General features: G+C 45.5%; 23 protein-coding genes. 19 read left to right on the plus strand and 4 right to left on the minus strand.

Going from position 1 to position 24,125, the window contains the following annotated elements:
* Positions 1-29 precede the first annotated feature (29 nt).
* Both BBR47_RS06675 and BBR47_RS06680 read left to right on the plus strand, forming a co-directional pair.
* On the plus strand, positions 30-725 hold the full coding sequence (locus tag BBR47_RS06675; protein WP_012684988.1) for a hypothetical protein: 696 nt from the start codon (positions 30-32) through the stop codon (positions 723-725).
* Complete coding sequence (locus BBR47_RS06680) at positions 709-1,269, plus strand: peroxiredoxin family protein (RefSeq protein ID WP_012684989.1); 561 nt, start codon at positions 709-711, stop codon at positions 1,267-1,269. The genes BBR47_RS06675 and BBR47_RS06680 overlap by 17 nt, the downstream gene beginning before the upstream one ends.
* Before the next feature lie 48 nt (positions 1,270-1,317).
* On the opposite strand, the gene BBR47_RS06685 is transcribed toward BBR47_RS06680, so the two are convergent.
* Together BBR47_RS06685 and BBR47_RS06690 are read right to left on the minus strand one after the other, a co-directional pair.
* The gene (locus BBR47_RS06685; protein ID WP_012684990.1) at positions 1,318-2,550 is read right to left on the minus strand and encodes a cation:proton antiporter; all 1,233 of its coding nucleotides are present in this window, start codon (positions 2,548-2,550) and stop codon (positions 1,318-1,320) included.
* 2 nt (positions 2,551-2,552) lie between these two features.
* On the minus strand, positions 2,553-3,050 hold the full coding sequence (locus BBR47_RS06690) for a cation:proton antiporter regulatory subunit (RefSeq protein WP_012684991.1): 498 nt from the start codon (positions 3,048-3,050) through the stop codon (positions 2,553-2,555).
* A gap of 326 nt (positions 3,051-3,376) precedes the next feature.
* Here BBR47_RS06690 and BBR47_RS06695 point away from each other — a divergent pair, with 326 nt between their 5' ends.
* On the plus strand, positions 3,377-3,631 hold the full coding sequence (locus tag BBR47_RS06695; protein ID WP_012684992.1) for a hypothetical protein: 255 nt from the start codon (positions 3,377-3,379) through the stop codon (positions 3,629-3,631).
* A 48-nt stretch (positions 3,632-3,679) separates the two neighbouring features.
* Here the strand turns inward: BBR47_RS06695 and BBR47_RS06700 are convergent, their stop codons facing one another.
* The gene (locus BBR47_RS06700; protein WP_012684993.1) at positions 3,680-4,972 is read right to left on the minus strand and encodes a dicarboxylate/amino acid:cation symporter; all 1,293 of its coding nucleotides are present in this window, start codon (positions 4,970-4,972) and stop codon (positions 3,680-3,682) included.
* Between the two features lie 249 nt (positions 4,973-5,221).
* Between BBR47_RS06700 and BBR47_RS06705 the strand changes: the two genes are divergently transcribed.
* From BBR47_RS06705 to BBR47_RS06715, 3 genes are all read left to right on the plus strand, one after another.
* Entirely contained in the window at positions 5,222-5,968 is a 747-nt protein-coding gene (locus BBR47_RS06705) for a stalk domain-containing protein (protein WP_012684994.1), read from the plus strand.
* 212 nt (positions 5,969-6,180) lie between these two features.
* On the plus strand, positions 6,181-6,870 hold the full coding sequence (locus BBR47_RS06710; protein ID WP_012684996.1) for a response regulator transcription factor: 690 nt from the start codon (positions 6,181-6,183) through the stop codon (positions 6,868-6,870).
* Positions 6,836-8,290, plus strand: coding sequence for a HAMP domain-containing sensor histidine kinase (locus BBR47_RS06715; RefSeq protein WP_012684997.1), 1,455 nt, complete (start codon positions 6,836-6,838; stop codon positions 8,288-8,290). The genes BBR47_RS06710 and BBR47_RS06715 overlap by 35 nt, the downstream gene beginning before the upstream one ends.
* Before the next feature lie 5 nt (positions 8,291-8,295).
* On the opposite strand, the gene BBR47_RS06720 is transcribed toward BBR47_RS06715, so the two are convergent.
* Complete coding sequence (locus tag BBR47_RS06720; protein ID WP_012684998.1) at positions 8,296-9,345, minus strand: DctP family TRAP transporter solute-binding subunit; 1,050 nt, start codon at positions 9,343-9,345, stop codon at positions 8,296-8,298.
* Between the two features lie 102 nt (positions 9,346-9,447).
* Here BBR47_RS06720 and BBR47_RS06725 point away from each other — a divergent pair, with 102 nt between their 5' ends.
* The 13 genes from BBR47_RS06725 (at position 9,448) to BBR47_RS06785 (ending at position 23,998) form a co-directional block, all read left to right on the plus strand.
* Positions 9,448-11,019 carry an ATP-binding protein gene (locus BBR47_RS06725; protein ID WP_012684999.1) on the plus strand — a complete coding sequence of 524 codons (1,572 nt, stop codon included), beginning with the start codon at positions 9,448-9,450 and terminating at the stop codon, positions 11,017-11,019.
* Positions 11,006-11,767, plus strand: coding sequence for a response regulator (locus tag BBR47_RS06730; protein WP_012685000.1), 762 nt, complete (start codon positions 11,006-11,008; stop codon positions 11,765-11,767). The genes BBR47_RS06725 and BBR47_RS06730 overlap by 14 nt, the downstream gene beginning before the upstream one ends.
* On the plus strand, positions 11,754-13,121 hold the full coding sequence (locus tag BBR47_RS06735) for a sigma-54 interaction domain-containing protein (RefSeq protein WP_012685001.1): 1,368 nt from the start codon (positions 11,754-11,756) through the stop codon (positions 13,119-13,121). The genes BBR47_RS06730 and BBR47_RS06735 overlap by 14 nt, the downstream gene beginning before the upstream one ends.
* A 48-nt stretch (positions 13,122-13,169) precedes the next feature.
* Complete coding sequence (locus BBR47_RS06740) at positions 13,170-14,099, plus strand: S66 peptidase family protein (RefSeq protein WP_012685002.1); 930 nt, start codon at positions 13,170-13,172, stop codon at positions 14,097-14,099.
* Between the two features lie 208 nt (positions 14,100-14,307).
* Positions 14,308-14,682 carry a DUF4280 domain-containing protein gene (locus BBR47_RS06745; protein ID WP_012685003.1) on the plus strand — a complete coding sequence of 125 codons (375 nt, stop codon included), beginning with the start codon at positions 14,308-14,310 and terminating at the stop codon, positions 14,680-14,682.
* A gap of 37 nt (positions 14,683-14,719) precedes the next feature.
* Complete coding sequence (locus BBR47_RS06750) at positions 14,720-17,536, plus strand: phage late control protein (RefSeq protein WP_012685004.1); 2,817 nt, start codon at positions 14,720-14,722, stop codon at positions 17,534-17,536.
* 16 nt (positions 17,537-17,552) lie between these two features.
* On the plus strand, positions 17,553-18,203 hold the full coding sequence (locus BBR47_RS06755; RefSeq protein ID WP_012685005.1) for an SMI1/KNR4 family protein: 651 nt from the start codon (positions 17,553-17,555) through the stop codon (positions 18,201-18,203).
* A 431-nt stretch (positions 18,204-18,634) separates the two neighbouring features.
* Entirely contained in the window at positions 18,635-20,476 is a 1,842-nt protein-coding gene (locus tag BBR47_RS31490; protein ID WP_231850566.1) for a hypothetical protein, read from the plus strand.
* A gap of 18 nt (positions 20,477-20,494) precedes the next feature.
* Complete coding sequence (locus BBR47_RS06770; RefSeq protein WP_012685007.1) at positions 20,495-20,911, plus strand: SUKH-3 domain-containing protein; 417 nt, start codon at positions 20,495-20,497, stop codon at positions 20,909-20,911.
* Between the two features lie 189 nt (positions 20,912-21,100).
* Positions 21,101-22,357, plus strand: coding sequence for a deaminase domain-containing protein (locus BBR47_RS06775; protein WP_012685008.1), 1,257 nt, complete (start codon positions 21,101-21,103; stop codon positions 22,355-22,357).
* Positions 22,358-22,385: 28 nt separating this feature from the next.
* The gene (locus BBR47_RS06780) at positions 22,386-22,829 is read left to right on the plus strand and encodes an SMI1/KNR4 family protein (protein ID WP_012685009.1); all 444 of its coding nucleotides are present in this window, start codon (positions 22,386-22,388) and stop codon (positions 22,827-22,829) included.
* A gap of 87 nt (positions 22,830-22,916) precedes the next feature.
* Entirely contained in the window at positions 22,917-23,303 is a 387-nt protein-coding gene (locus BBR47_RS30170; protein WP_012685010.1) for a deaminase domain-containing protein, read from the plus strand.
* A 20-nt stretch (positions 23,304-23,323) separates the two neighbouring features.
* A complete protein-coding gene (locus BBR47_RS06785; RefSeq protein ID WP_012685011.1) occupies positions 23,324-23,998 on the plus strand; it encodes an Imm3 family immunity protein in 675 nt (224 codons plus the stop codon).
* Positions 23,999-24,125: the final 127 nt, after the last annotated feature.

Genomic DNA, 24,125 nt, shown 5'->3' on the forward strand with positions numbered 1-24,125 from the left:
AAGCCATTTTCCTAAAGGAGGAAACGAAAATGTCGGATGCTTTTCAAATAGGCCCCTTTTTGTTGAAAATGAGCATGCTGGCGGTCGTTGTTTCGCTTTCGCTCGGCTTTGTGGCTATATCCGCTCAGCTTACACATAGTAGGGAATGGAAGTCAGCGGTGATTGAGCTGTTGAGTCATGCACTGGTGCTGGCTTTTCTCGTTTGGAAATTCAGCTACATCTTGTTTGATTTTTCCAAAGCGCTGGAGAACCCCTCATCCATTCTTTATTTTTCTGGGGGAGAAAACGGAACCATGTTGGCTGTCGTGGTAGTTGTCGTCTACCTCACCAAGACAGTACGAAAAAAAGCGATTCCTGTTTATTTCGTCGCCTTGGCCATGGCGACAGGTTTTCTTGCTGCAACGGGCGTTTACCAGCTGCTCACGGTCGTGTTCGAACAGAGCAGCATGTGGTATCACGTACAGCAGATCGCCATATGCACCTGCTTTCTTTGGTGGCTGCAGCGGGCAAAGGAAGGACTCATTCATCTGGCGGCTTGGCTTGCACCCGTAATGTGGTTTGCCATTAGCCAAGTCTATGTGCACTTTTTTGTTCCAAATCGAGAAGCTATGTTTGCAGGACTTTCCAGCTCTCAGCTCATGTACTATGCATTCGCTCTCTTGCTGCTCTTTTTGTCCAGACGAGTGAAGCCGATAGGGGGAGCGACCGATGAAGAAGCATCATAATGTTTGGGCGATTGTCGTACTCCTGGGGCTTTTGGGATGGGGCATTTTCGATGCGGAAATCTTGAACAAGCAGGAGCCCAGCGCGTCATCTGGCGAGCAAGGCAACGGGCAGATTGGAATGGAAAAAGGAAATACCGCTCCGGATTTTGAATTGCAGCAGTTAGGTGGCGGTACTGTCAAGCTGTCCAATTTTCGCGGGAAAAAAGTCATTCTCAATCTGTGGGCGACGTGGTGTCCTCCTTGCCGCGCAGAAATCCCGGACATGCAGCGTTACTACGAAGAGAACAAGGAAAAAGGTGTAGTGATTCTCGGGGTCAATCTGACCGATACGGAGACGAGCCCGGAAGTAGTGGCGGATTTCGTGAAGTTGTACGGCATCAGCTTCCCGATCTTGCTCGATCCCGATAAAAAAGTAGCGAATGTGTCCAAAGCCATTTCGATTCCGACCAGCTACATCATTGATTCGAACGGCGTGGTCCAGAATAAATACATCGGCCCGATGAGTGAAGAAATCATGGAGAACATGCTGTCTGCGATCCAATAGAAAAACCGACAGCAGGCATTATTGCTGTCGGCAGTCATGTCTCTCTGATTATCCAGCGTCTGCTTTGTTTGCTGGTTCTTTGACGGGTGTCTTTCGATCCAGACGAAACACAGCATTGAGCAGCTTGTAAATATGCTTGGATTCCTTGGTCAGCAAAGGACCTAAAATGGCGAGTATCAAAACGTAAAGAGCCGCAAATGGTTGCAAAATTTCCATGAGTGCGCCCGCTTTTCCGAGATTAGCCATGATGATGGAGAACTCACCGCGAGATACGATGGTCAGTCCAATATTGGTAGAAGCCTTCGGAGGCAATCCGGCACTTCGCCCAGCCAATAGCCCGGCGACAACGTTACCGAAAAGGGTAAGGGCAACGGCGCCAATGGACAACCATACGGCTCCACCTAATGACAATGGATCAATTGTCAAACCGAAGCTGAAGAAGAACATGGCCCCGAAGAAGTCACGAAACGGCAGGATGAGGTGCTCGATGCGTTTCATGTGTTGTGTTTCTGCCAAGACGAGACCCACGAGTAATGCTCCGATGGCTTCGGCAACATGGATCGTTTCGGAAAAACCCGCAATCAGAAACAAAGCGGCAAACACTGTAATCATAAACACTTCGTTTGATTTGATGTTCAATGCCCGATTCAGGAAAGGAACGAGCTTGCGGCCTACGATAATGAGGAGGAGCATGTAGCCGAGTGCAATCAATGCAGATGAGAGTACGCCAGCAAGAGAAGTTGCACCGCTTAACACCAAGCCGGACACGATCGAGATATAGACGGCCAAGAATATGTCTTCGAACATGATGATCCCCAAGATCATCTCTGTTTCGCGATTTGCTGTACGTTTGAGATCCACCAGTACTTTTGCCACAATGGCACTGGAGGAAATAGTGGTAATACCTGCGATAATCAAAACTTCTTTAAGTGGAAATCCAGCGGCCCAACCAAACAAGAGGCCGAGGGTAAAGTTGATGACAATGTAAATGGTACCGCCAACGGCAATAGATCGACCAGCCTTGATCAGGCGGCCTACTGAAAATTCAAGTCCGAGGTAAAATAACAGGAAGAGTACGCCGAGTCTGCCCATAAATTCAATGAGCGGGGCGCTTGAAATAAAGCGGAGATCAAACAAACCGATGTCGGGAGCGTGTGGCCCCACGATCATCCCGACGAGAATGTAGAAGGGTACGATGGAGAATTTTAACTTCATGGAGAGGAACCCCGCGATTGCTATGAGTGCGAGGGCAAGACCGACTTCAAAAACGATGTGCTCCAATATCACTCACCTCCGTTGCTGAGAATAGTCTTGAGAGCCTTCACCTGCTTCCGTTCACCTGCAACGACCAAAGTAGATCCTGTACAAAGGACATACTCGGGGCCGGGATTAATCGTTTGATTATGGTCTTTTTCGATAACGGCGATGATCGTAGCGCCTGTTTCTTGACGAATGTTGAGTTCCCCGATCGTCTTGCCAATGGCAGGAGCGTTCGATTCAATCTTGTACCATTCGATCATGAGTTTGTCTAACGCAACCTCGACTGTTTCCAGTGCAGATGGTTTGTACGTCAAGCCGCCTACGATGGCAGCAATTTGTCTCGCCTCATCATCGTCAAGGGTAACCATGGAGAGTGTTTCGTCTATATCATCACGGTCAAAGTGATACATTTCCCGGCGGCCGTCATCGTGAATGACGATAACCAGCTTGTCGCCACTTCTGGTCTCGACCTGGTACTTCCTGCCGATTCCCGGCAAATCAGATTCTCTAATAGAGAACATGTAAGATCCTCCTTCACGCAAAACACTGTATTGGCATAGATAGCTGCTCTTTTTCCCAGTGAGCAACAAGTCGTCAATAATTATTTGGAATTATATCCATCCCGGTGATATTTTAGTAATAATCCCCCCTGTTGTGCGGATTATTGTCGACATTCATACCTACAACAACTATTATACACGAAATGACATCGTTTTTCTTTAAAATGAAACATTTTTATTTAAAAATGACACACTTATAAATGAGTACGAATATTAACTATCCTCTAAAACGCGGTCGCTCCTCTATGAGTGGACTTCGATAGAGGTTATTTTAAGGATGATGAAACATGGCGAACAAACAGTATCGATTAACAGAAGCGGAATGGGTCTTTATTCAAGACATGCGATCCATGGAGATGGATGAGCTATTGGACATCGTGATCGCATTGCGTAATGAGGTAAGGGAGCTGGAGAAAAAGGCGGAGCTGATCAGAGAGCGCGAGAAAGACGGCTGGCAGGAGGAATATCAGGCAGCACAGAAGCGAATTAATCACCTGCGCCAATTTGAGGTTGAGCTTCGCAAAACATGGCCGAATGACTAAAGCAAAAAGAGGTTCTCTCCCAATCGGAGAACCTCTTTTTTATTGGAACTAGGCCATGATCGGTTTTGCTTCTGACTCCTTGTCCGACTCGATGGCCGTTTCATCTGTTTGCTGGACGCGTCCCGGATGGAACTCATTTTCATGCTTGGCTATGACAACAGTAGCTACGCCATTTCCGATGAGATTCGTGATGGCACGAGCTTCTGACATGAATCGATCAACGCCGATCAAGAGGGCAATGCCTTCGACCGGAATGACAGGGAAGGCTGCCAAGGTAGCGGCGAGTGTAATGAAACCAGAACCTGTGACACCGGCAGCCCCTTTTGACGTAATCATCAGGATTCCTAAAAGAGTGATCTGTTCCCAAAAGCTGAGCTCGATGCCATATGCCTGGGCGATAAAAATGGCAGCCATAGATAAATAGATGGAGGTGCCATCCAGATTAAACGAGTAGCCCGTCGGTACGACCAGACCGACAACGGATTTGGAGCAGCCGTACTTCTCCAGCCGGTCCATCATTCTCGGAAGAGCGGATTCTGAGGAGGATGTTCCGAGCACGAGCAGAATTTCCTCCCGAATGTATTTGATAAACGAGAAGATGCTGAATTTGTAGTAGCGCGCGACCCCGCCCAATACGAGAATAATGAACAAAAACATCGTGATATAGACTGCCGTCATCAAAAGGCCCAGTCTGGTCAGCGACCCGATGCCGAATTTGCCAATCGTGTACGCCATCGCCCCAAATGCAGCGATTGGAGAAACCTTCATGATCATGTTAACGACACCAAAAAATCCGTGTGTCAGCTTGTCAAACAGCTTGATGACAGGCTGAGACGCTTGCCCCATGGCAGCGAGTGAGAGACCAAACAGGACAGCGAAGAACAGAATCGGTAACAGCTCGCCTTTTGCCATCGCCCCGACGACGTTTTCCGGGATGATCCCCGTAATAAAATCAATAAAACCGTTATTACTCTGAGCAGCAGCCTCCGTATACTTGGAGACGTCCCCACTGGTCAGTCCTGTTTTGTCAAAGCCTGCTCCAGGCTTGATCAAGTTAACAACCAACAGTCCGATCGCCAATGCGATTGTGGTCACGATTTCAAAATAGAGTAGCGCTTTTCCGCCGATCTTTCCGACCTTTTTCATGTCTCCCATACTGGCGATTCCATTCACTACGGTGAAGAAGACAATCGGTGGAATGACCATTTTGATCAGTTTGACAAAAATATCGGCCAACACTTTCAGCTCTGCGCCGAATTTGGGTGCAAAATGACCAACTAAGATACCGAGAATGATGGCAATAACGACCTGTACGGTCAGATTTTTAAAGTTGATCCGCATCGAATTCATTCCTCCTCCAAGATTTGAAAGCGCTTTATTCCCTCTCTTTTGCATTGTATAGATGGTGTGAAAAATTGAAAATGATGCGGTCATATTGGTTGTTTTGGTCATTTTGGTCATAGAAATCCCCTCAAATTGGAAAGGAAAAAATCACTGATTGACATACTCTCGACACGAACGATAGGTAAAGTAAGAGAGGTACATAGTGACACGAAAGAAATAGACAACCGGGAGAATGGAGGATTTTCTATGTTCAAGAAGCAATATCTGGCGATTGCCTCAGCGTTGATTCTGACTACCACACTTATTCCGACGAGCTCTCAAGCGGCGACTGGAACGAAGAATCTGCAAGCTAAGTACAACAACATTAAAGTTATTTATAACGGTGCAGCTGTTCCAACAACAATCGAACCATTCATCGTAAACGGAACCACGTACATTCCGCTTCGTATGATGGCTGGCGTATTCAGCAAGGATGTAGCATGGGATGGCGCGAAGTACACCATTACGGTAAAAGACTTACCTAACTCCCAACACGCAAACGAGTTGGCTGCACGTGATGCTCAAATCAGAAGCCTGCAAAACACCATCGATAGCCTGAACAAAGAGATCTCTGATTTGAAAAACGGCAAGAAAAACAACAATAACAAAAAAAATGATGATATTCAGGATGCCCTGGATGATTTGGAAGATGATCTGAACTCTGATTACGATGACTACAAAGACCTCAAATGGAGTATCTCCCTGAAGGGCGATGAGGATGATATCGATGTAGAAATCGAGATCAATCTGGATAAATACAAAGATGAATTCGATGATCTGGATGACGATGGCGATGTAGAGGCTCTCGTTGAAGATATTATCAAGGATATCTGGGACGACAAGGATTTCGAAGATGCCGACATTAAAGGTGAAATCATCGACAGCGACTCCGACGATACCATTTATGAGTTCGAAGGCGATGCTAGCGATCAAGACATCAACTTTGACGTGTAAAATTAACGAAAAGTGGGGACGTTCCTCACAAAAAAAGCTTTGCTCCTTTTTACAGGATGCAAGGCTTTTTTCCTATTTTCCAAAAACATCAAAGCCAAATTTAAATACAAGGATGTAAACTGATAGAATAGAAGTACGTAGACGATTAGAGAGACCATGCGAGGATTCTCGAATAGGAATGATCATATGTCTGTAAATCAGGTAGGGAAGATATGAAAAGCATATTATTGGTAGAAGATGAACTGGTGATAGCGCGCGTGATAAAGGCTTACTTGCAAAAGGCAGGGTATGAGGTCTGGTCAGCGAACGACGGACTTGAGGCGATGGAGCTTTTTGACGAAAAAAAGCCGGATCTGGTTCTGTTGGATGTCATGCTCCCTGAACGCAACGGCTGGGAGATTCTCCAGTACATTCGCGAAAAGAGCTCCTGTCCGGTCATTATCATGACGGCGCTCGGTCAAACAGACCAAAAGCTCAAAGGACTGAATCAAGGGGCAGATGACTACATAACGAAGCCGTTTGTCGCGGATGAAGTAGTTGCACGGGTGAATGCGGTGCTGCGCCGCTCTGTAATTTTGGTGAAAGATCAGGAAACCCGACTATTTGGAAGCTTAAAAATAAACTTTCAGTCCCACCACGTGACGCTGCACGGTCTCGAACTGACGTTTCACCCGCGCGATTTGTCCTTGCTGCTTTTTCTGGCACAAAATCCGAATCAGACCTTTACCCGGGAGCAATTGATCGAACAAGTATGGGGAATGGACTATGGTGGGAGTGACCGTGCTGTAGACCTGGCGATCAAGCGGGTCAGAAAGACGCTGGAGAATTGGCCAGTTCAGGAAGGCGAGATCAAGACGCAAAGAGGGGTTGGGTATCAATTCTGTGTTTATAAAAAACAATGAGCCCGTATCGCTGCTGCGCTATTGGACCACACGCTATCTACTCACCCTCGTGATCGGATTACTCATCATTGGGGCTGTTTCTGCCTATTGGATCAAGTACGCTGCGATTGAAAAGCAGATCGAGGTCACGCGACTGTTTGCGGAGGAAGTAGCTGATCGAGTCGTCGATGATGTTGGAAATATTTTGGTGGGGGAAAAACTTCATCAGGTATTGGATAATCGGCGCAAGTTTATGGGTGTGGATCGCAACCTGATTTTGTTCATTGAAGATGTAAAAGGAAAGGTCGTATACAGTCGTCCAACCAAGCTTCCGCCTCCTTTGCAGCAGGCAGCACCTGAGCTGTTGAAGCAGGCAGATATGCGGGATAAAGTGAGGCATCCGTCAGGAGAGACCCTGTATGTAATCAGGAAAAATTTGGAGTTTAATGACCGGATCATTGGCGAAGTGATCTTGCTTTTTCCAGAAACGGATATCAAGGTAGGGAAAGAGGAAATCCAATATTTGGTCATCATGCTGGGGAGTTTGGGTGTGCTTGGCTGGGCGGTTATTTATTTTCATGCGCGGAAGCTGTCTGAACCGATTCAAAATGTGGTAATGTCCGCACGACAGATCGTAGAAGGAAACTACGACGTCTTGCTCAATAAAACGATCAAGGAAAAGGAAATTCACGAACTGGTGCATACGTTTGCAGAAATGGCCGACCGTCTTAGGCAGTTGGAAAGCATGCGAACAGAGCTTTTGGCAGGGGTGACACACGAGTTGAAAACCCCTGTTACGTCGATTAGCGGTTTGATCCAGGCAATTAACGACGAGGTGGTTTCCGGTGAGGAGCAGAAGGAGTTCTTGGAAATCTGCTTGAAGGAGACCAAGCGTCTGCAAAAAATGGTAGAGGATTTGCTAGACTTCAATTCATTTGCCGTAGGAGCGATCACCGTTTGTCAGGAAGAGCAAAACGTGAACAAGCTGGTCCGCGAGATCGCCTCACAATGGCAGATTGTTAACGACCTCGGTCACGTTACGTTTACCGTTGGGGTTCTGGATAAGCAGACGATGATCTATGTGGATCCGGGGCGTGTCCAGCAAATCCTGATTAACCTTTTGAACAACGCGAAACAGGCTGTTGGTGGGAAGGGAAGCATAGCGCTCACTCTCTACGAAACGGACACCGATTTACGAATCGACGTCAAAGACGATGGACCAGGAATACCCGCAAAGGAACAGCCTCTTGTGTTTGAGCGCTTTTTCCGGGGAAGCAATAAAAAAGACAAAGTACGTGGACTCGGTTTGGGGCTGTCCTATTCTCGCATGATGGCGAAGGCGCTTGGTGGAGATCTCCTCCTCGCAAATAGCACGTCAGAGGGATCTGTGTTTACGCTCATTTTGCCCATGCGCAAGGAGCAGAGTGAGGAGATTGCTTGAGAGCTTCACCGGCGTTGGTGGAGCTCTCTGATTTTCTGCATCAAGGGTTCTCCGATACTCGGGGCGAATTGATCGTAGACTGGCTGCAATGCTTCGATCCAGGCCGCACGTTCTTCTGCTGTCTGTATGTGGATGTTCATCCCCCCATTTTCTTGGAGCAAGCGTAGTTGTTTGTCATTCATCGAAACAGCCAACTGATTATTGTAAGCTGTCGCTTCCTGCATCGCTTCTGATATCGCCTGCTGAATATCGGCGGGGAGATTGTTCCAAAACGTTTTATTAATCACGACGGCGTAGCCCAAATAACTGTGATTGCTGATCGTCATGTGCTTTTGAACGTGGTAAAGCCGTTTGGTGTACACATTGGAGATCGTATTTTCTTCGCCGTCTACTTTTCCGGCAGCCAGCATGCTGTATAATTCATTGAAGGAAGAGCCTACAGGGATTGCGTGGAGCGTGCGAAACTGAGCTTCGATCACGTTGCCTGGAATGATGCGCAAACGTTGGCCGACAAAATCGGAAGGCATAATTAATCGGCGGTTGGCTGTCACTTGCTTAAAGCCGCTTCCCCAGAAGGCCAGCCCTTTCATGTCGGAATCTTCAAGCTTATCGAATAGTATTTGGCCGATTTCCCCATTGAATACAGTTTCGACGTCCTCTTGCGATCGAAACAGATAAGGCAGATCAAGGACAGCCCACTCAGGAATCGTGTTCGACACATAGGAGAAGGCAGGGGCGATCATCTGGATTTCGCCGTTTTGCAAAGCAGTCATTTCAGTTTTCTCTGTGTGAAGGATACTGTTGGGAAAGACTTGCACCTCTACACGTCCGTTTGTCTTTTCCTTCACGAGCTGGGAAAAACGTTCGATAGTCAGACCCTTCGGCGTGTTTTCCGCGATCACGTGGCTGAACTTGATGATAATTTGATTGGACAGCCCTACTTGTTCTTCGTCGTATCCTCTGTTGTCCATCAGGAGATCTGGACCGAAGCCGATAATGACAGCGCTCACAAGTCCGAGTATGACTATGAATGTACTGGTTACCAATGATTTCATTATTAAACACCTGCTTATGTTGAATGAATGTGAGTAAATTGCAAACCCAATGGAAAGGAAAGAACGAACCTGCTCGAACGATTAACAATTAAATGGAAGATTATGCTGCTCTCCGTCGGAATCGTTCTTTTTTCCTTGATCATCGGAAACTTGATCATGGCCGGAGGGATTATTCGGATTACGGAAACCCAACTGGGACAACGGCTGATGACCACAGCGCGCACGGTTGCGACGATTCCAAATGTACAAAAAAGCATACAGGAACCAGACGGGTGGAAGGTGATCCAACCGACAGCCAACAACCTGCGCGTCGTCAATGATGTGACGTATATCGTCGTACTGAATAGGGAGCGTGTTCGTTATTCAGACCCATTAGATGAGCGGATTGGTACGGTGTTTATGGACCCTGCGGTTGATGAGGCCTATGCCGAGCACTCCTATTTTCAAAAAGTCATAGGAGAGATGGGAACGGCTCTGCGGGCCTATGTGCCGATCATGGACGACCAGCATCAGCAGGTGGGTGTTGTCGTGGTCGGACGTGTCATGCCTGATGTCTGGGGGATCTTGTACAGCGAGCGAAACAATATCGCGCTGACCTTTTTCCTCTCCTTATTGTTCGGGGTGTGGGGCTCCTATCAGTTGGCCCGTCACATGAAAAAGCAGATGCTCGACTTGGAGCCAGACGAAATCGCGCGAATTCTGGTAGAGAGAACCGCAACCTTCCATGCCATGCATGAGGGAGTAATCGCTATCGATAATCGGGAGCGAATCACAATCTTTAACGACAGGGCGAAGCAAATTTTTGGCATAGAAGGAGAAGTGCTGGGCAAGCACATACGGTCTGTCCTGCACGACACCAGATTACCAGAAGTGTTGGAGCTTCGCCAGAATTTTACCAACACGGAAATTCACGTCGGCAATACTCTGCTCTGGTCCAACCGTTTTCTGATCAAGGTCGAGGAAAAGATCGTCGGCGCCATTGCGATTTTTCAGGACAGAACAGAAGTGGCGAGAATGGCGGAGGAGCTGACAGGTGTAAAAGAATTCGTCGGTGCACTGCGGGTACAAAATCACGAGCACATGAATCATTTGCATACCATCGCAGGCTTGCTTCAGCTCCATCAGCATGAAAAGGCACTCACGTATTTGTTCGAGGTCAACGAGCAGCAGGAGGAGCTCACCTCCTTTTTAACAACAAGGATCATGGATGAGAACTTATCTGGGCTTTTGATCGGCAAAGTAAGCCGCGGAAGAGAGCTGGGCATCCGTGTTGTCATTGATCGCAGGAGTCATCTGGAACGTTTTCCGCCGTACATGGATCATCATAATTTCGTGCTCATATTGGGAAATCTGATCGAGAATGCCTTTGATTCACTGGAGCGCATCGAACGCAAGGAGAAGGAGATCATGATCAGTATCGAGCAAGACGATGAGATTTGCTCCATTTTGGTGGAGGACAATGGAATCGGCATGGACGAAGAGACGCGCCGACATATGCTGGAACGGGGATTTTCTACGAAAGAGCGTGCGCACCGTGGACTTGGTCTACATCTGGTGCATCAGTTGGTCAATAAAGGGGGAGGCGAGCTGGTTTGCCATTCGGCACGCGGAGAAGGGGCCAGCTTTCTCATAACGTTTCCGATGGGGGAGGTGAACAGTCATGGAGAAGGATAACGATCACATTCGCGTACTGATTATGGAAGACGATCCGATGGTACAGGAAATCAACAAGCAGTTCATTGAGCGCGTCCCGGGCTTTGTCGTGGTCGGAATTGCAGCCAACGGGGCAGATGGACTCAAGCTAGTGAAAGAGCTCACTCCTGACTTGGTGATCATTGATATTTTCATGCCGATCCAGGACGGGGTAAAGGCGCTGATGGAGCTGCGCGCCGCCAAACATGCCGTGGACGTCATCGTCGTAACCGCTGCAAAGGACAAAACCACGATCCAGTCCATGCTGCGCAATGGGGCGATGGACTATATAATCAAGCCGTTTCAGTTTGAACGGATCAAGCAGTCGTTGGAAAACTATCGAGAGTTTCGCCGACGGATAGATTGGGAGGGAACCGCATCCCAGGATGAGGTCGACCAGCTGTTATTCCGCAAAAGCCGGGAAAAGGAACAAGCCGATGCCACTCCAGCCAGAGAAGTGCTGCCGAAGGGACTGCACGCTGTCACTATGGAGCAGATCATGCGCCAGATCGAGAAAGAGAGTCAGCCGCTCTCAGCAGATGATGTGGCCGAACGCGTTGGGATCGCGAGAGTGACGGCCAGACGCTATTTGGACTATCTGGAGAAGAGCGGGAGTGTCAGAATGGATGTCAGCTATGGTGGGGTAGGCAGACCGACGAATCGCTATGTACGTGTCACTCCACAAGAGGCGGGGGGCACGGGAGGTAAAGAGCGCCATGGTCGATTATGAAGCGTTATTAGGCTCGCTGTTTGATATCGTGCACGTAACAGACGCAGAAGGCAGAACCTTGCATGGCTCAGGACGATATGAGGAATTTTTCGGAATCGATCCCAGGGAGATGGTGGGCAAACCGATTGAGGAGTTTTATCACCTCGGCTACTTTGCGCCAACGATCACGATGCGGGTCATTCGCGACAAGAAAAAGGTACACACGATTCAAACCACCCGCAAAAATCAAAAGCTTTTTGTGGAAGGCACACCGATTTGGGATCAGGACGGGAATTTTAGCGGAGTGGTTCATACTTTCATTGATATAACGAGCCAGGAGCAACTGCAGCAGGAATTAAATGAAGTCAAGTACGTCGGGACGGTCATGCAAAGTGAAATGACCAAGGAGAACAACAGACAAAAAGGAGAGACTAGCTTGATCTACCGCAGTCAGTCCATGGAGCAGGTCGCCATGTTGGCCAAAAAACTGTCGCAGGTAGAATCATCCATGATCCTGTTAGGAGAATCAGGTGTCGGAAAAGGCGTGCTGGCAAAATACATCCACGAGTGCAGTCCTCGGGTGGACAAACCATTCGTGCACATCAACTGCGGAGCAATTCCCGAGACATTGCTGGAGTCAGAGCTGTTTGGCTATGAAAAGGGTGCTTTTACAGGAGCATTCAAAGATGGTAAGGCAGGTTTGATTGAGAAAGCAAACGGAGGCACGCTGTTTTTGGACGAGATCGGGGAGATGTCACTCTCCTTGCAAGTGAAGCTGTTGAATGTGCTGCAAGAAAAAACGATTACGCCCGTAGGCAGCTCTGTCTCGCGAAAAGTCGATGTAAAGCTGATCACGGCTACGAATAAAAACCTGCGGCAAATGGTCAAGGAAGGCAGGTTTCGCGAGGATTTGTACTATCGCATTCACGTCGTCCCATTGGAAATTCCGCCGCTGCGCGAACGGCAGGAAGAAATACCTGTACTCGTCCATTATTTTCTGAATGTCTTTTCGCAAAAGTACTGTTTGGAGAGACAGCTCGCAGATACCTGCTATCGCATCCTCAGTGAATACGATTGGCCTGGCAATGTGCGGGAGTTGGAAAATGTAGTGGAACGGCTCGTCGTCACGTCTCACGATGTCCTCATTACGCCCGCGCAAATTCCGCGTTACATACATAACCAAGAGTACAGGGAGCACAAAGGGATCAAGGTCGATCATGTGATGGCGATGCAGGAAGCAATGGACGAGGTGGAGCGCCAGCTTGTGCAACGGGCATATGAGCAGCATAAAACGACGACAAAGGTAGCGGAAGCGCTCGGAATCAGCCAGCCGTCTGCAAGTCGCAAGCTGCGAAAATGGTTATGCACCAGTTGACACAGATGTACGATAATGGGGAGAGAACCCGGAGGAGGAGACTGGAAGATGAACAAAGGGAAAGCATTGCGAGCGGGAGATACAATCGGAGTAGTGGCGACCTCTAGCCCTGCTATAGAAGAAGTGCTGAACAAAGCAATGGCAGAGCTGCAAGGTCTGGGATACAAGGTGAAAATATCGGATACATGCCGAGAATCGTACGGTGGGTATTTGGCGGGAACTCCTGAGCAACGGGCGGCGGAGCTGAATGCCATGTTCGTCGACGAGGAAGTGGACGGGATCATGTGCATGCGCGGTGGTTACGGTTCCCCGCAAATGCTACCCTTGCTCGATTATGACCTCATCGCCCAAAACCCAAAGCTGTTTATCGGCTATAGCGACATTACGGCGCTGCATACCGTTTTCGGACAGCGTGCGAATCTGGCTACTCTTCACGGACCGATGGCTACCTCAGACATCGCGCATGGACTGGATGACTGGTCCAAGCAATATTTGCTGCGCGCCATGACTCGCCCCGAGCCATTGGGAGCAATCATGAATCCGCCGGGGGAAGAAATCGTCTGTCTCGTCGAAGGTCAGGCAGCTGGACCCGTAGTCGGCGGGAATCTCGCCCTCGTCTCCGCGTTGATGGGCACGCCTTACCAGCTCGATACGAGAGGCAAGCTGTTGTTCCTGGAGGATATCGACGAGGAGCCGTACCGGATTGACCGCATGCTGACACAGCTTGCCCAGGGTGGCTTGTTTGATGATTGTGCGGGCGTCGTCATCGGGACATGGACCGATTGTGAGCCGAAAAAGCGCGAAGGCTTCTCTGTCTGGGATGTGTTTCAAAATATCGTCGTACCGTACGGAAAGCCAACCATCTGGAACATTCAGATCGGACATGGAGCGTGCAACATCGCTCTCCCTATGGGCGTAGAGGCTAGTCTCGATGCGACAAACGGTGAACTGGTGATCGAAGAGAGCGTAACCATATAGTGTGAATAGGTTTGAATTCAAGAAGGCTTCCCCCAACCATTGCAGAGTTGGTGGGAGCCTTTTTGGGTTACTTAGAAAAATAAGGAAACAGGACGTTTGACCCATAAAACATTTTCCAATATATCCCGATTATTAGATGGAATGTAAAAATAAGACGGAATATGGAAGTTGCTTGCGGAGGATTTTTTTGGAAGGGGAGATAGGTCTAATGATGCTAGCGTTACTTCAAGTACTTGCAATGGGGTTGTTCAGCCCCGAGTACTCATATGTCGTGCGGGGAGCGACCCTCAAGTGCAGTCAGGGAACCGACCCCGGCATTTTGAATTTACCCTGGTGCCATGGCGTTTACAGCCTTGACAAGCCTGTCATGAATGTCGCCGATCACGTCCCCGGCGTGAATATCGGATGCTTCGGTTTTTGCAAAGCAGCAGGAGGAGATGTGTGTGTACCACAGACGTTCTCGAAATGGACAGATGGAAAACACGATGTGCTCATCGACAACGAGCATGCCTTGCTGAGCAGGTCACAGCTCGTTTGCAATCGTTCAGGCATCATCACGATTGAAAAAGACGGTCAGGATTGACGCTTCCCGCGCTTGCTAGAGAAGGAGGGGAGAGAACATGCGGCGTACGAACGGCGTCATGACCTATCAGGATATAAAAGTCGTCTGGCCATATGGACCGATCCGGCTAGATCAGCTAGAGTTCATCCATCAAACAGGCACGCATGCCAAGCTCACGATCACAGGAATTGTCCCGGAAGACAAAGAGGACGAGATCATCAATCGTGCCGGCACCCACGATCCCATCGAGCTGTACAAGGTGGAAGGCGGGCAAAAACAGCCGATATTCATGGGGCGGCTGGATCATGTGGAGATCAAGGTCGTACGAGACATTCACTACGTCACAATAAAGGCAGTGTCGCATACATATGCGTTGGATCTGAGCGTGAAAACACGTTCGTTTCAACAGGTGAATCGGTTGTACCGGGATGTCATAGATGAAATCATGTCCGTCTATCACGGTGGAGATGTCATCGATCAAGCCTTCGACGACCGCCAGCAGGGCAAATACATCATGCAGTACGAGGAGACAGACTGGACCTTTTTAAAACGAATCGCGTCCCATGTCGGAGCCGTCCTCGTCCCAGATTTGAGTGCGCATAAGGTACGCTTGTGGATCGGCATGCCCGAGGGACGCAAGCAAATCAAGCTGGAAGAAGAATCGCCATACGAGGTCAATCGGGCCATCGCGCCGTACATGAAAAAAGCCGCAAACGGCTCCTCATCCGTCAGCGAGTACCAGTACACGACGTACGCCTTCGATTACGACGACCTGCTGCAAATCGGGGATGAGGTGCAGCGGGAAGGGCAAACGTTTGTCATTACGAAAGTGACTGGGAAGCTGGAGCAGGGACTTCTGAGCTGGAGCTACGTATGCGCCGTGCCGGAAGCCGTCAAGCAAACGAAGCTGTACAACAAGGCCATCATCGGTGCGGCGATCGACGGAAAAGTAATTCAAATTGGTCGCAATCAGGTCAAGCTCCACCTGAACATGGACAAAAAACAAGAGCCAAGTAAGGCCCAGTGGTTCCCATATGCAGCGGAAGGCAACCAGATTTTGTATCTCATGCCCGAGCTCGGCTCAAAGGTAAAGCTGTACTTCCCAAGCGCCGATGAAGACGACGGCATGGTCATGAACTCCGTGCGCCATGCACCCAAAGGAGCCGCTGCCGAGAAGCAGGAGCGGCAAATGCAGGACCCCGGTGTGAAAACGTTTGGGAATCCGCAGGGGAAAGAGTTTACGCTCGGGGATAAAGAGCTGACGATGACCGCCAAGGAAGGGATGCTTTACATCTCGATGAACAAGGATGTTGGCGTCAGTCTGAAAAGTACCTCGAATGTGAATATCAGTGCGAGTGGTGCTCTGACCTTGAAAGGGGCAGCCGTGTCTTTGTCCGGGACGCAGAGCTTGAACGTGAAAACGGCGTCGGATACGATAGAGCTGTTGGAGGAAAACAAATCCAGCAGTGAGGAGATTAAGCTGGAGGCTAGCAAACGAAAGAAGTACGACCAGCTGTTTAGTGAATTTGAAAAACAAGTGCAGGCTAAAGGTATTGAAGCGGTGAAAAAAGAGCGAGTGCGGGCAAATTTTGACGCAGAAACGCAGGGAAACAAAGAGTTCTGGGGAGATAGTTTATCTGCTTTGTGGGGTGCTGTGGTTGATACAGCAGATATTGCGTTTACCGCATTAATGCTAGGCAACTCCGAAGAAATTTATGAAGGGGTAAGTGGTAAAGAGGTAGGATCACTTACCGAGCGAAATATCATGGCAAAGGGGGTCGTGGATCGTACTACCAGTGCCTTGAATTACGCGGGAGATGTACTCACGGGGAATAAATCGGCGAGAGAAATGGGAACGGATGCATTAGAAGCGGCTTGGTCAGGTGCAAAAGGAGTCTATAGCGATTTCATAGAACCCTTTGTAAAAGATGGGCAATACATGTTGGAAGACACACAAGGCGGCAGGTGGACCAGGTCGATTGAAGAAAGCTACGAAAAAGGCCGAAATAGAGGCAAGCAAGATTTAGTTATTACCGAGCTGCTACTCAGCCGTGGGGCTGCGTCTGCCTATAAGCAGGGAGCCAAGAAGGTAATTGACTTGGAGCCAGATGGGCATGCCCAACGTGGAAAACGAGATGGTGGGAATAGGACGGGATTACTTCTCGATGGCGCAGATAACCACCGGAACAGTAGCTCATCCCTAAAGGGTGGGAAGCTAAAGACGCAGGCTAAGAGTTTTCCAAAATCGATCGAGGACTTACAAAAAGAGGTTGATAAGCTTCTTGAGCAGATGGGGAACGTGTTTGGTGGAAGAATTGTTGTTCTCCGAAATGCTACTACGGGTCAACCTATGGTTTATTGGGCTAGGCATGATGATTTGCCTGGTAATGGAGGCGGTGGTGGAGGGAATCATCGTCGTAGAGATAATGGTAATGAGAGGACGGGTAATGATGATTTACAAGAAATAATAAACAACTTAGATTCCACAAAAGGAGGATCATTGGGGAACATTGATGGTTTGAAATTTATTAATAAATCATTTCAAAATAAAATATTGGATAATGTTCCTGATATTGATAAATATAAAGGTAGAAAGGTAGCGATTATTGGTCATAGAGATTCAATAATACCGTTTCAAAGAACTATGGGGTTAGATAATAGAATCAATGTTTTTAAAGCAAATAATTTTGGCCCCGGTGGATGGACTGCAGAGAAAAATTTCCAGTGGATTAAAGATATTGTTGGAAATAAACAGCCCGTGTATTTTGCATCCCAAAAAATAAATTTAGGAGATAGCTGGACAAGAGAAGAAATAAAGTATCTACTTGACTCTGGATACAGGCAAAAAGGAAGTTATTTTGTACCTGCAGATTAGACGAGGAGGAATTAAGTTGAAAATTGATGATTTATTACCTAAAATCTATAAAGATTTAAGTAAAAGAGGATATACAAACGAGCGGAATTTTATATCATTTGATGATGTTAATCAGAATTATTTGTGGTTTATTAATTTAACATGGGTTCCTAATGAAGAGATAATGCAGAAAGAGTATGAGAGTTTCCATAACTTAAAAATGATACCTTTTGCGTATACAAATGGTGGCGATTATTGGTGTTTTGATTTAAATCAGAAAGATTATATACCAATAGTATGTTGTTATCACGATGGAGCAGAAGGTGAATATTTTGCTAAGACGCTAGAAGCAGCATTATTTAGGCAAATTTTAGATTTTGCATGCAATGAATTTACTGATAGTGAGATTGAAGATGATCAGAGTGTAGTAACTGGCAAGAAGATTATACTAAATTGGATAAGGAGGCTAGAAGAGTACTTTCCAAATGAATGGATTTCTGAATTAAACAATATTGTTAACAATAAAGACTATGTAGATAGTAGTCCGGGTTATGTTGTAATGATTTCTGAAAGTAAATATGATGAATTGGTAAAGAAATACATTGATTTTGATTTGTTGGATAAAAAGTTTATTTGGACTCAGGAGGATACTACAAAATTTTTCGGTGGGGCTACCAGTACTGAATGAATTAAACACTGGGTGTGTCAAGAATTTAATGAAAACTTGGTTTACAACCCCAACAGCAAGATCGTACAATACAACCAACAAATGCCACAATGCGAGCTAGCCGCCCGTGTTGTGGTCTTTTTCATTCTCTAATATAAAAGGTGGCGGCTGTTCAAAAAGCCTCCACCCAGTGCTGAATGAACCCATCATTCAACCAATTACACATTTAACCCTTGTAATACCCGTATAATGGTTTCTTCATTTTGGTTGTACGTACATGAAGCTTGAATTTTATACCCTAATTAACATCAATGCGTTGCGAATTACAGGTCGATTATGGTCAGATACCACCATGATTGACCTGTCTTTATATACAGATTATTTTGTACCTCATGTCCGAGCTTGGCTCAAAAGTAAAGCTCTACTTCCCGAGCGCCGATGAAGACAACGGCATGGTCATGAACTCCGTGCGGACCGTTCGTCATGCGTTTCCGAGGATATTAAGTGCGTTTGAAAAGGACGTTAAGGAAAATGGTTTGGCTGCCGTCAGAACTGTCAACAACCAATTATCTGAGGCGAAAGGGAAGTTAGATGCTCTCGGAGATACCTTGTTAGGCTTGTGGAATGTGGTAGTAGATGCCGGAGATATTGCGTCGACCGCGTTACCAACATCGTATCTGGTAGACGCCATTTACGAAGGGGTGACTGGGGAAGAGCGACCTTCTCTCCTCGAACGAAATGATCTCGCGAGAGGAGCTGTAGAAACCGCTACGAATGCAGTCAATTACGTGGGAGATACGGTAACGGGCAATAAATCGTGGGAACAAATTAAATCCGATGCAAAGTCGGTTGGACAAGGGCTATACGATGACTATATCGACCCATTCGTGAAAGACGCCCAATACGATCAAGATAACTTGCTTAAAGGCGGTCTGTGGACCAGATCAGAAGAACAAAGCTATGAGAAGGGCCAGAATGAGTTTAAGAAAGACATGGTGGTTGCAGAGGTAGCGGTAAGTGCTCTTAGTGCTGGTACGGGTACAGCAGCCATGCGGACAGTGAAACTGGCCAATAAGCTGGATGGGCCAGGTGGTCCAAAGGGGTTGGGTGGTGGCAGAAGAAAAGGAATAGGTGGACTATTGCTTGGCACTGTCGATGATATGATGGATGGTGGCGCCTCGATTTTTGATGGGAAGATGAAGACGAGTGCTAAGACACTGGGTGATAAACAGGCAGAGATTCAAGCAGTAGTTGAAAAGTTTCAGCTGAAAATGAAAGAACAGTCGAATAAAGAGGTTGATAATAGACTGGATGGCGGGAAGGGTCATACTGGTTCTCGTGCCCCAGAAATCCAAAAGGAACACGCTGCAAAATCTCTCGATATTCCTAATGAAAATGTATTACCAAAGGTAGTGAACGGGGATTCTGGACATTCGAATTATTCTCCGTCGATGAATAGCAAGGCTAATGGCGGTAACAAAAATAGTTCTCAAGGAAGTAATAAGCCAGATACTGAGGCGAGGACGGGGCATGCTCAACATGCTGAAAAACCTCGTGATATTCCTAAGAAAAATGAATTGCCAAAGGTAGTGAACGGAGACTTTGGGCATTCAAACAATCCTACACCTCCTAAAAGTAAGCCTGATAGTACTAAGAAAAATGACCCTCAAGGAAATAATAAGCCAGATACTAAGGGGACAGGTAATGCTGTTGATTTAGCACCAAAACTATTAGATGATTATACAGATTCAGTAAGAGATGGCACTAGATACGGGCCGGATTTTAAACCATCAGTAAGCAGTGTAGCTGTTGATGCTACCGATACGTCGAAAGTTGGATTTGGATGTAGTGGGATTTATCAAAGTAACCCAAGTATTAAACGTATTGAATTGAATAGTCCTAATGAATATATTGAATTTTATAGACATAAATTATCAGATAAATACGTAGATGAATTGGTAGCTAGCAACCCATCATATTTTGTAGGGAAGAACATCAATTCAATTAAAGAAGAAATCGGTAAATTAAGGGAAATAATTCAAAAGACAAAGGAGGAGGCTGCATCTAAAGAGAAATATTATAAGGATGATGAAAAATTGGGAGAACCAAGCATGCAAAAGAACTGGCTCGTGGAAAATTGTGCTGAGGTTTGGGCGGTTCGAGATGCTATTTTACAAGGGTCAAAAATTGAAAATCTTGTGTTGAGGTCATTAGATGTCCGTAGTGGATTAGTTAAACCGTTTTGTAAAAATTGTAGAATAACATTTAAAGATTTTATGAAGTCAATGGAGTAGGAGAGAAGAAATTTGAATATGAGTAAAGAGACTTTAAAAATTTTAAGAGACTCTGGATGGTATGAAGGAAGAAGTATCGATATTAAAGAGATTGAAGAGAATTTAGAGCGATTAGGTTATATAGTATTTCCAGAAGTAAAGAATTTTTTAAAGGAATTTGGAAACTTAGTGATCGAAGATTCTATAAACGATGAGACTCACAATACAAGTATAAGATTCACTAATTATGATAATTGCGGAAGCTTTAAATCAGAAGAAAAATATGCTGGAGAAAGCTTGGTTCCTGTAGGGATGATTGATAGTGGTTACTTAGTACTATTTGTTTCAGAAAGTGGAAAAGTATACTGTAGTACTGGTAAATTAGGTGACAATTCCATAGAAGCATGGGAAAATTTAATTAGCGGGGGTGGTGGTAAACCGTGGGGGAATTTTTGATAACAAATGTCTTTAGGGTGCGAGACTAATCAATAACAGTGCATTCGACGCTCCAGAGAACAATACTACCATCAAACCAAATACTTGATAAACTTAAAAAGCTCATTCCTACTTGAACCATGAGTAGGATGAGCTTTTTTTGCATCCTCGTTTGGACAAGGGCTATACGATGACTATATCGACCCATTCGTGAAAGACGCCCAATATGGTCAAGATAACTTGCTTAAAGGCGGTCTGTGGACCAGATCAGAAGAACAAAGCTATGAGAAGGGCCAGAATGAGTTTAAGAAAGACATGGTGGTAGCAGAGGTAGCGGTAAGTGCTCTTAGTGCTGGTACGGGTACAGCAGCCATGCGGACAGTGAAACTGGCCAATAAGCTGGATGGGCCAGGTGGTCCAAAGGGGTTGGGTGGTGGCAGAAGAAAAGGAATAGGTGGACTATTGCTTGGCACTGTCGATGATATGATGGATGGTGGAGCCTCGATTTTTGATGGGAAGATGAAGACGAGTGCTAAGACACTGCGTGATAAACAGGCAGAGATTCAAGCAGTAGTTGAAAAGTTTCAGCTGAAAATGAAAGAACAGTCGAATAAAGAGGTTGATAGTAGATTGGATGGCGGGAAGGGTCATACTGGTTCTCGTGCCCCGGAAATCCAAAAGGAACACGCTGCAAAATCTCTCGATATTCCTAATAAAAATGTATTACCAAAGGTAGTGAACGGGGATTCTGGACATTCGAATTATTCTCCGTCGATGAATAGCAAGGCTAATGGCGGTAACAAAAATAGTTCTCAAGGAAGTAATAAGCCAGATACTGAGACGAGGACGGGGCATGCTCAACATGCTGAAAAACCTCACGAGATTCCTGATAAGAAGGATTTACCAAAGGTAGTGAACGGCGATTTTGGGAATTCGAATCATTCTATACCTCCTAAGGGTAAGCCTGATACTACTAAGAAAAATGATCCTCAAGGAGATAAGAAGCCGGATACTGAGGGGACGGGAAAAGCTGGTTCTGTCAACAGAGTTTTTAGGGAAGCGACCAAAGAAGATAAGAAATTGTTAGATGATGTGAGGAAGAGGTTTAACGCAGGAAAAACTAAAAATGTCGCATTAACTAAGGGGGAAATAGATGGTGAATCAATAAATCTTGAATCAATGAGTGGGTATGATCCAAATCATCCAAATCATAAGGATAACTATCCAAGACCACCTGAAAATCACTATAAATATAGTGGGTCAGATAATAAAGGAAGGTTGCAAGATACAGAGCAAAAGATGATAGAATATCTGAGAGAAAAGTTCAAAAATAATCCTGATGTTGAAGGCAGTATTGAAATTATTTCACATAACCCTATTTGTAAAAGTTGTAATGATAGTATTGATCAATTTCAAATTGATTTCCGAATATCAAAGTCACGAGAGTTCAAATCTTGGATGACTTGAATGGAGTAGAATATGGAGGAGACTTAACATGGATATTTCAAATAAGGGTGATTTAAAGGAATTCTTATTAACATTAGAAAAAAAATCATACCCAATGAAGCCTTGTAGTGAAGATGAGCTAACAAAATTAAAACATTTTTCTCCAACAAAAACGCTGCCCTCGAATTATTTAGATTTTATGAGTAAGTTTGGGAATGGTGCAGAGTTTTTGACTGGTACAGATTATACTATGAAGTATATATTAGAGTTAAAAGAATGGGCTGTAGAACTTTTAGAGGAAAATAGTTTCTCAAAAAAACTCACAGATAATCAGTTTGTGTTTATGATGCACCAAGGATATATGTTTTGGTTTTTCAATTTGGATGAGGGTGATAATCCTTCAGTATATCTTTACGATGAAAGTCTTAATCTAACGGAGTTTAAGAAAGTCAGCGATACTCTTTCTGAATATTTAATTTCATTATACGACTAAAGAGAATCGAGTAATTGTTTTCAATTAATATTCTTTAATTGCTTTTCACGAATAATCTATCCACCGCCACAATGCGAACTAGCTACCGTGTTGTGGTTTTTTTATTCGCCACTATATACTAAATATTACATTTATACAAGTGGCGGCTTTTCAAAAACCCCCCACCCAGTGCCGAATGAACCCGTCATTCAACCAATAACAGGGTCTGTTAAGGAACACGCTGCAAAATCTCTCGATATTCCTAATAAAAATGTATTACCAAAGGTAGTGAACGGGGATTCTGGACATTCGAATTATTCTCCGTCGATGAATAGCAAGGCTAATCCTTCAAAGGCTCTTGGGAAAATAAAATTATTCACTGAAATTGATACATGTGCAAGTTGTAGTAGGGTTATTGAGCAGTTCCACAGAGATTATCCGGGAATTGATATTGAAGTAATTCATAACGATGGAAATATTATCGTACCAGAATAACTATAAGAGGTGGTTTGAGGATGAAACGAAATTACGAGGCTTTACTTGGTGCATTTTATGGAAAATATTTTGAGTTCAAAAATATGAAAATGAGTAATGATGAAGCACTTGCAAGAACCTCCAATGATTTTGAAGGTGTATTAAAATTAGGTGAAATGGAAAATGCTGTAGTTCACATTGCGATAGGAAATATTATCTTATCACATACGCGGACATATTATAAAGTAAAAGACCAATTAATTGAGGTTTTAAATTCAATAGACTTAGAAAAACTTCAACTGGAAACTTCTCTAGATGAATACCAAGACATTCTAGAACGAAGAGATATGGTGCTAGATGAAATTGATAATATACAAATTGACTACGATCCTTATGCAAGATGGTATAGCTTTGAGATGGAAAAAGAAGTTAAGAGTTATTTTGGAAATATTATATGTGAAGATGAAAGCGAGCTTGTTGAAAAAATAATCGAGCGTTTCGAACGTGATTGTGATAAAACACTTAGTGAAAATATTGTTGTTAAAACTACGCTTGCAGAATTACTAATTAGGCATGGAATTAAGTCGAATGAACAAATTGTAAAAATCAGAAGTGAGCTGGAACAGTTTGATTTGAATAATGTTGGGAAACAATTATCAGAATTTGAGAAGCTAGACCTGTCTATCCGAATTAAGGAAGTATTAGATAAACTTTAGAATCATAGTCACTGGTTTTGTCCCAAACGAGTACGAGCTACTTGTCTTGGTTTTTCTGTATTACTGCAATATCGTACAGGAAGCAAATACCCGTTTATACCGCCACGAGCGTTAGCCTTGTAACAGC

Source organism: Brevibacillus brevis NBRC 100599, from assembly GCF_000010165.1.
GTDB lineage: Bacteria > Bacillota > Bacilli > Brevibacillales > Brevibacillaceae > Brevibacillus > Brevibacillus brevis_D.

Bases quoted from the DNA above. Each gene is read 5' to 3' on its own strand.
- BBR47_RS06745 (WP_012685003.1), top strand. From the start codon at position 14,308: ATGATGCTAGCGTTACTTCAAGTACTTGCAATGGGGTTGTTCAGCCCC.
- BBR47_RS06700 (WP_012684993.1), bottom strand. From the start codon at position 4,972: ATGCGGATCAACTTTAAAAATCTGACCGTACAGGTCGTTATTGCCATC.
- BBR47_RS06730 (WP_012685000.1), top strand. From the start codon at position 11,006: ATGGAGAAGGATAACGATCACATTCGCGTACTGATTATGGAAGACGAT.
- BBR47_RS06690 (WP_012684991.1), bottom strand. From the start codon at position 3,050: ATGTTCTCTATTAGAGAATCTGATTTGCCGGGAATCGGCAGGAAGTAC.
- BBR47_RS06725 (WP_012684999.1), top strand. From the start codon at position 9,448: ATGCTGCTCTCCGTCGGAATCGTTCTTTTTTCCTTGATCATCGGAAAC.
- BBR47_RS06750 (WP_012685004.1), top strand. From the start codon at position 14,720: ATGCGGCGTACGAACGGCGTCATGACCTATCAGGATATAAAAGTCGTC.
- BBR47_RS06780 (WP_012685009.1), top strand. From the start codon at position 22,386: ATGGATATTTCAAATAAGGGTGATTTAAAGGAATTCTTATTAACATTA.
- BBR47_RS06675 (WP_012684988.1), top strand. From the start codon at position 30: ATGTCGGATGCTTTTCAAATAGGCCCCTTTTTGTTGAAAATGAGCATG.
- BBR47_RS06785 (WP_012685011.1), top strand. From the start codon at position 23,324: ATGAAACGAAATTACGAGGCTTTACTTGGTGCATTTTATGGAAAATAT.
- BBR47_RS06680 (WP_012684989.1), top strand. From the start codon at position 709: ATGAAGAAGCATCATAATGTTTGGGCGATTGTCGTACTCCTGGGGCTT.
- BBR47_RS06705 (WP_012684994.1), top strand. From the start codon at position 5,222: ATGTTCAAGAAGCAATATCTGGCGATTGCCTCAGCGTTGATTCTGACT.
- BBR47_RS06735 (WP_012685001.1), top strand. From the start codon at position 11,754: ATGGTCGATTATGAAGCGTTATTAGGCTCGCTGTTTGATATCGTGCAC.
- BBR47_RS06740 (WP_012685002.1), top strand. From the start codon at position 13,170: ATGAACAAAGGGAAAGCATTGCGAGCGGGAGATACAATCGGAGTAGTG.
- BBR47_RS06695 (WP_012684992.1), top strand. From the start codon at position 3,377: ATGGCGAACAAACAGTATCGATTAACAGAAGCGGAATGGGTCTTTATT.
- BBR47_RS31490 (WP_231850566.1), top strand. From the start codon at position 18,635: ATGGTCATGAACTCCGTGCGGACCGTTCGTCATGCGTTTCCGAGGATA.
- BBR47_RS06720 (WP_012684998.1), bottom strand. From the start codon at position 9,345: ATGAAATCATTGGTAACCAGTACATTCATAGTCATACTCGGACTTGTG.
- BBR47_RS06710 (WP_012684996.1), top strand. From the start codon at position 6,181: ATGAAAAGCATATTATTGGTAGAAGATGAACTGGTGATAGCGCGCGTG.
- BBR47_RS06770 (WP_012685007.1), top strand. From the start codon at position 20,495: ATGAGTAAAGAGACTTTAAAAATTTTAAGAGACTCTGGATGGTATGAA.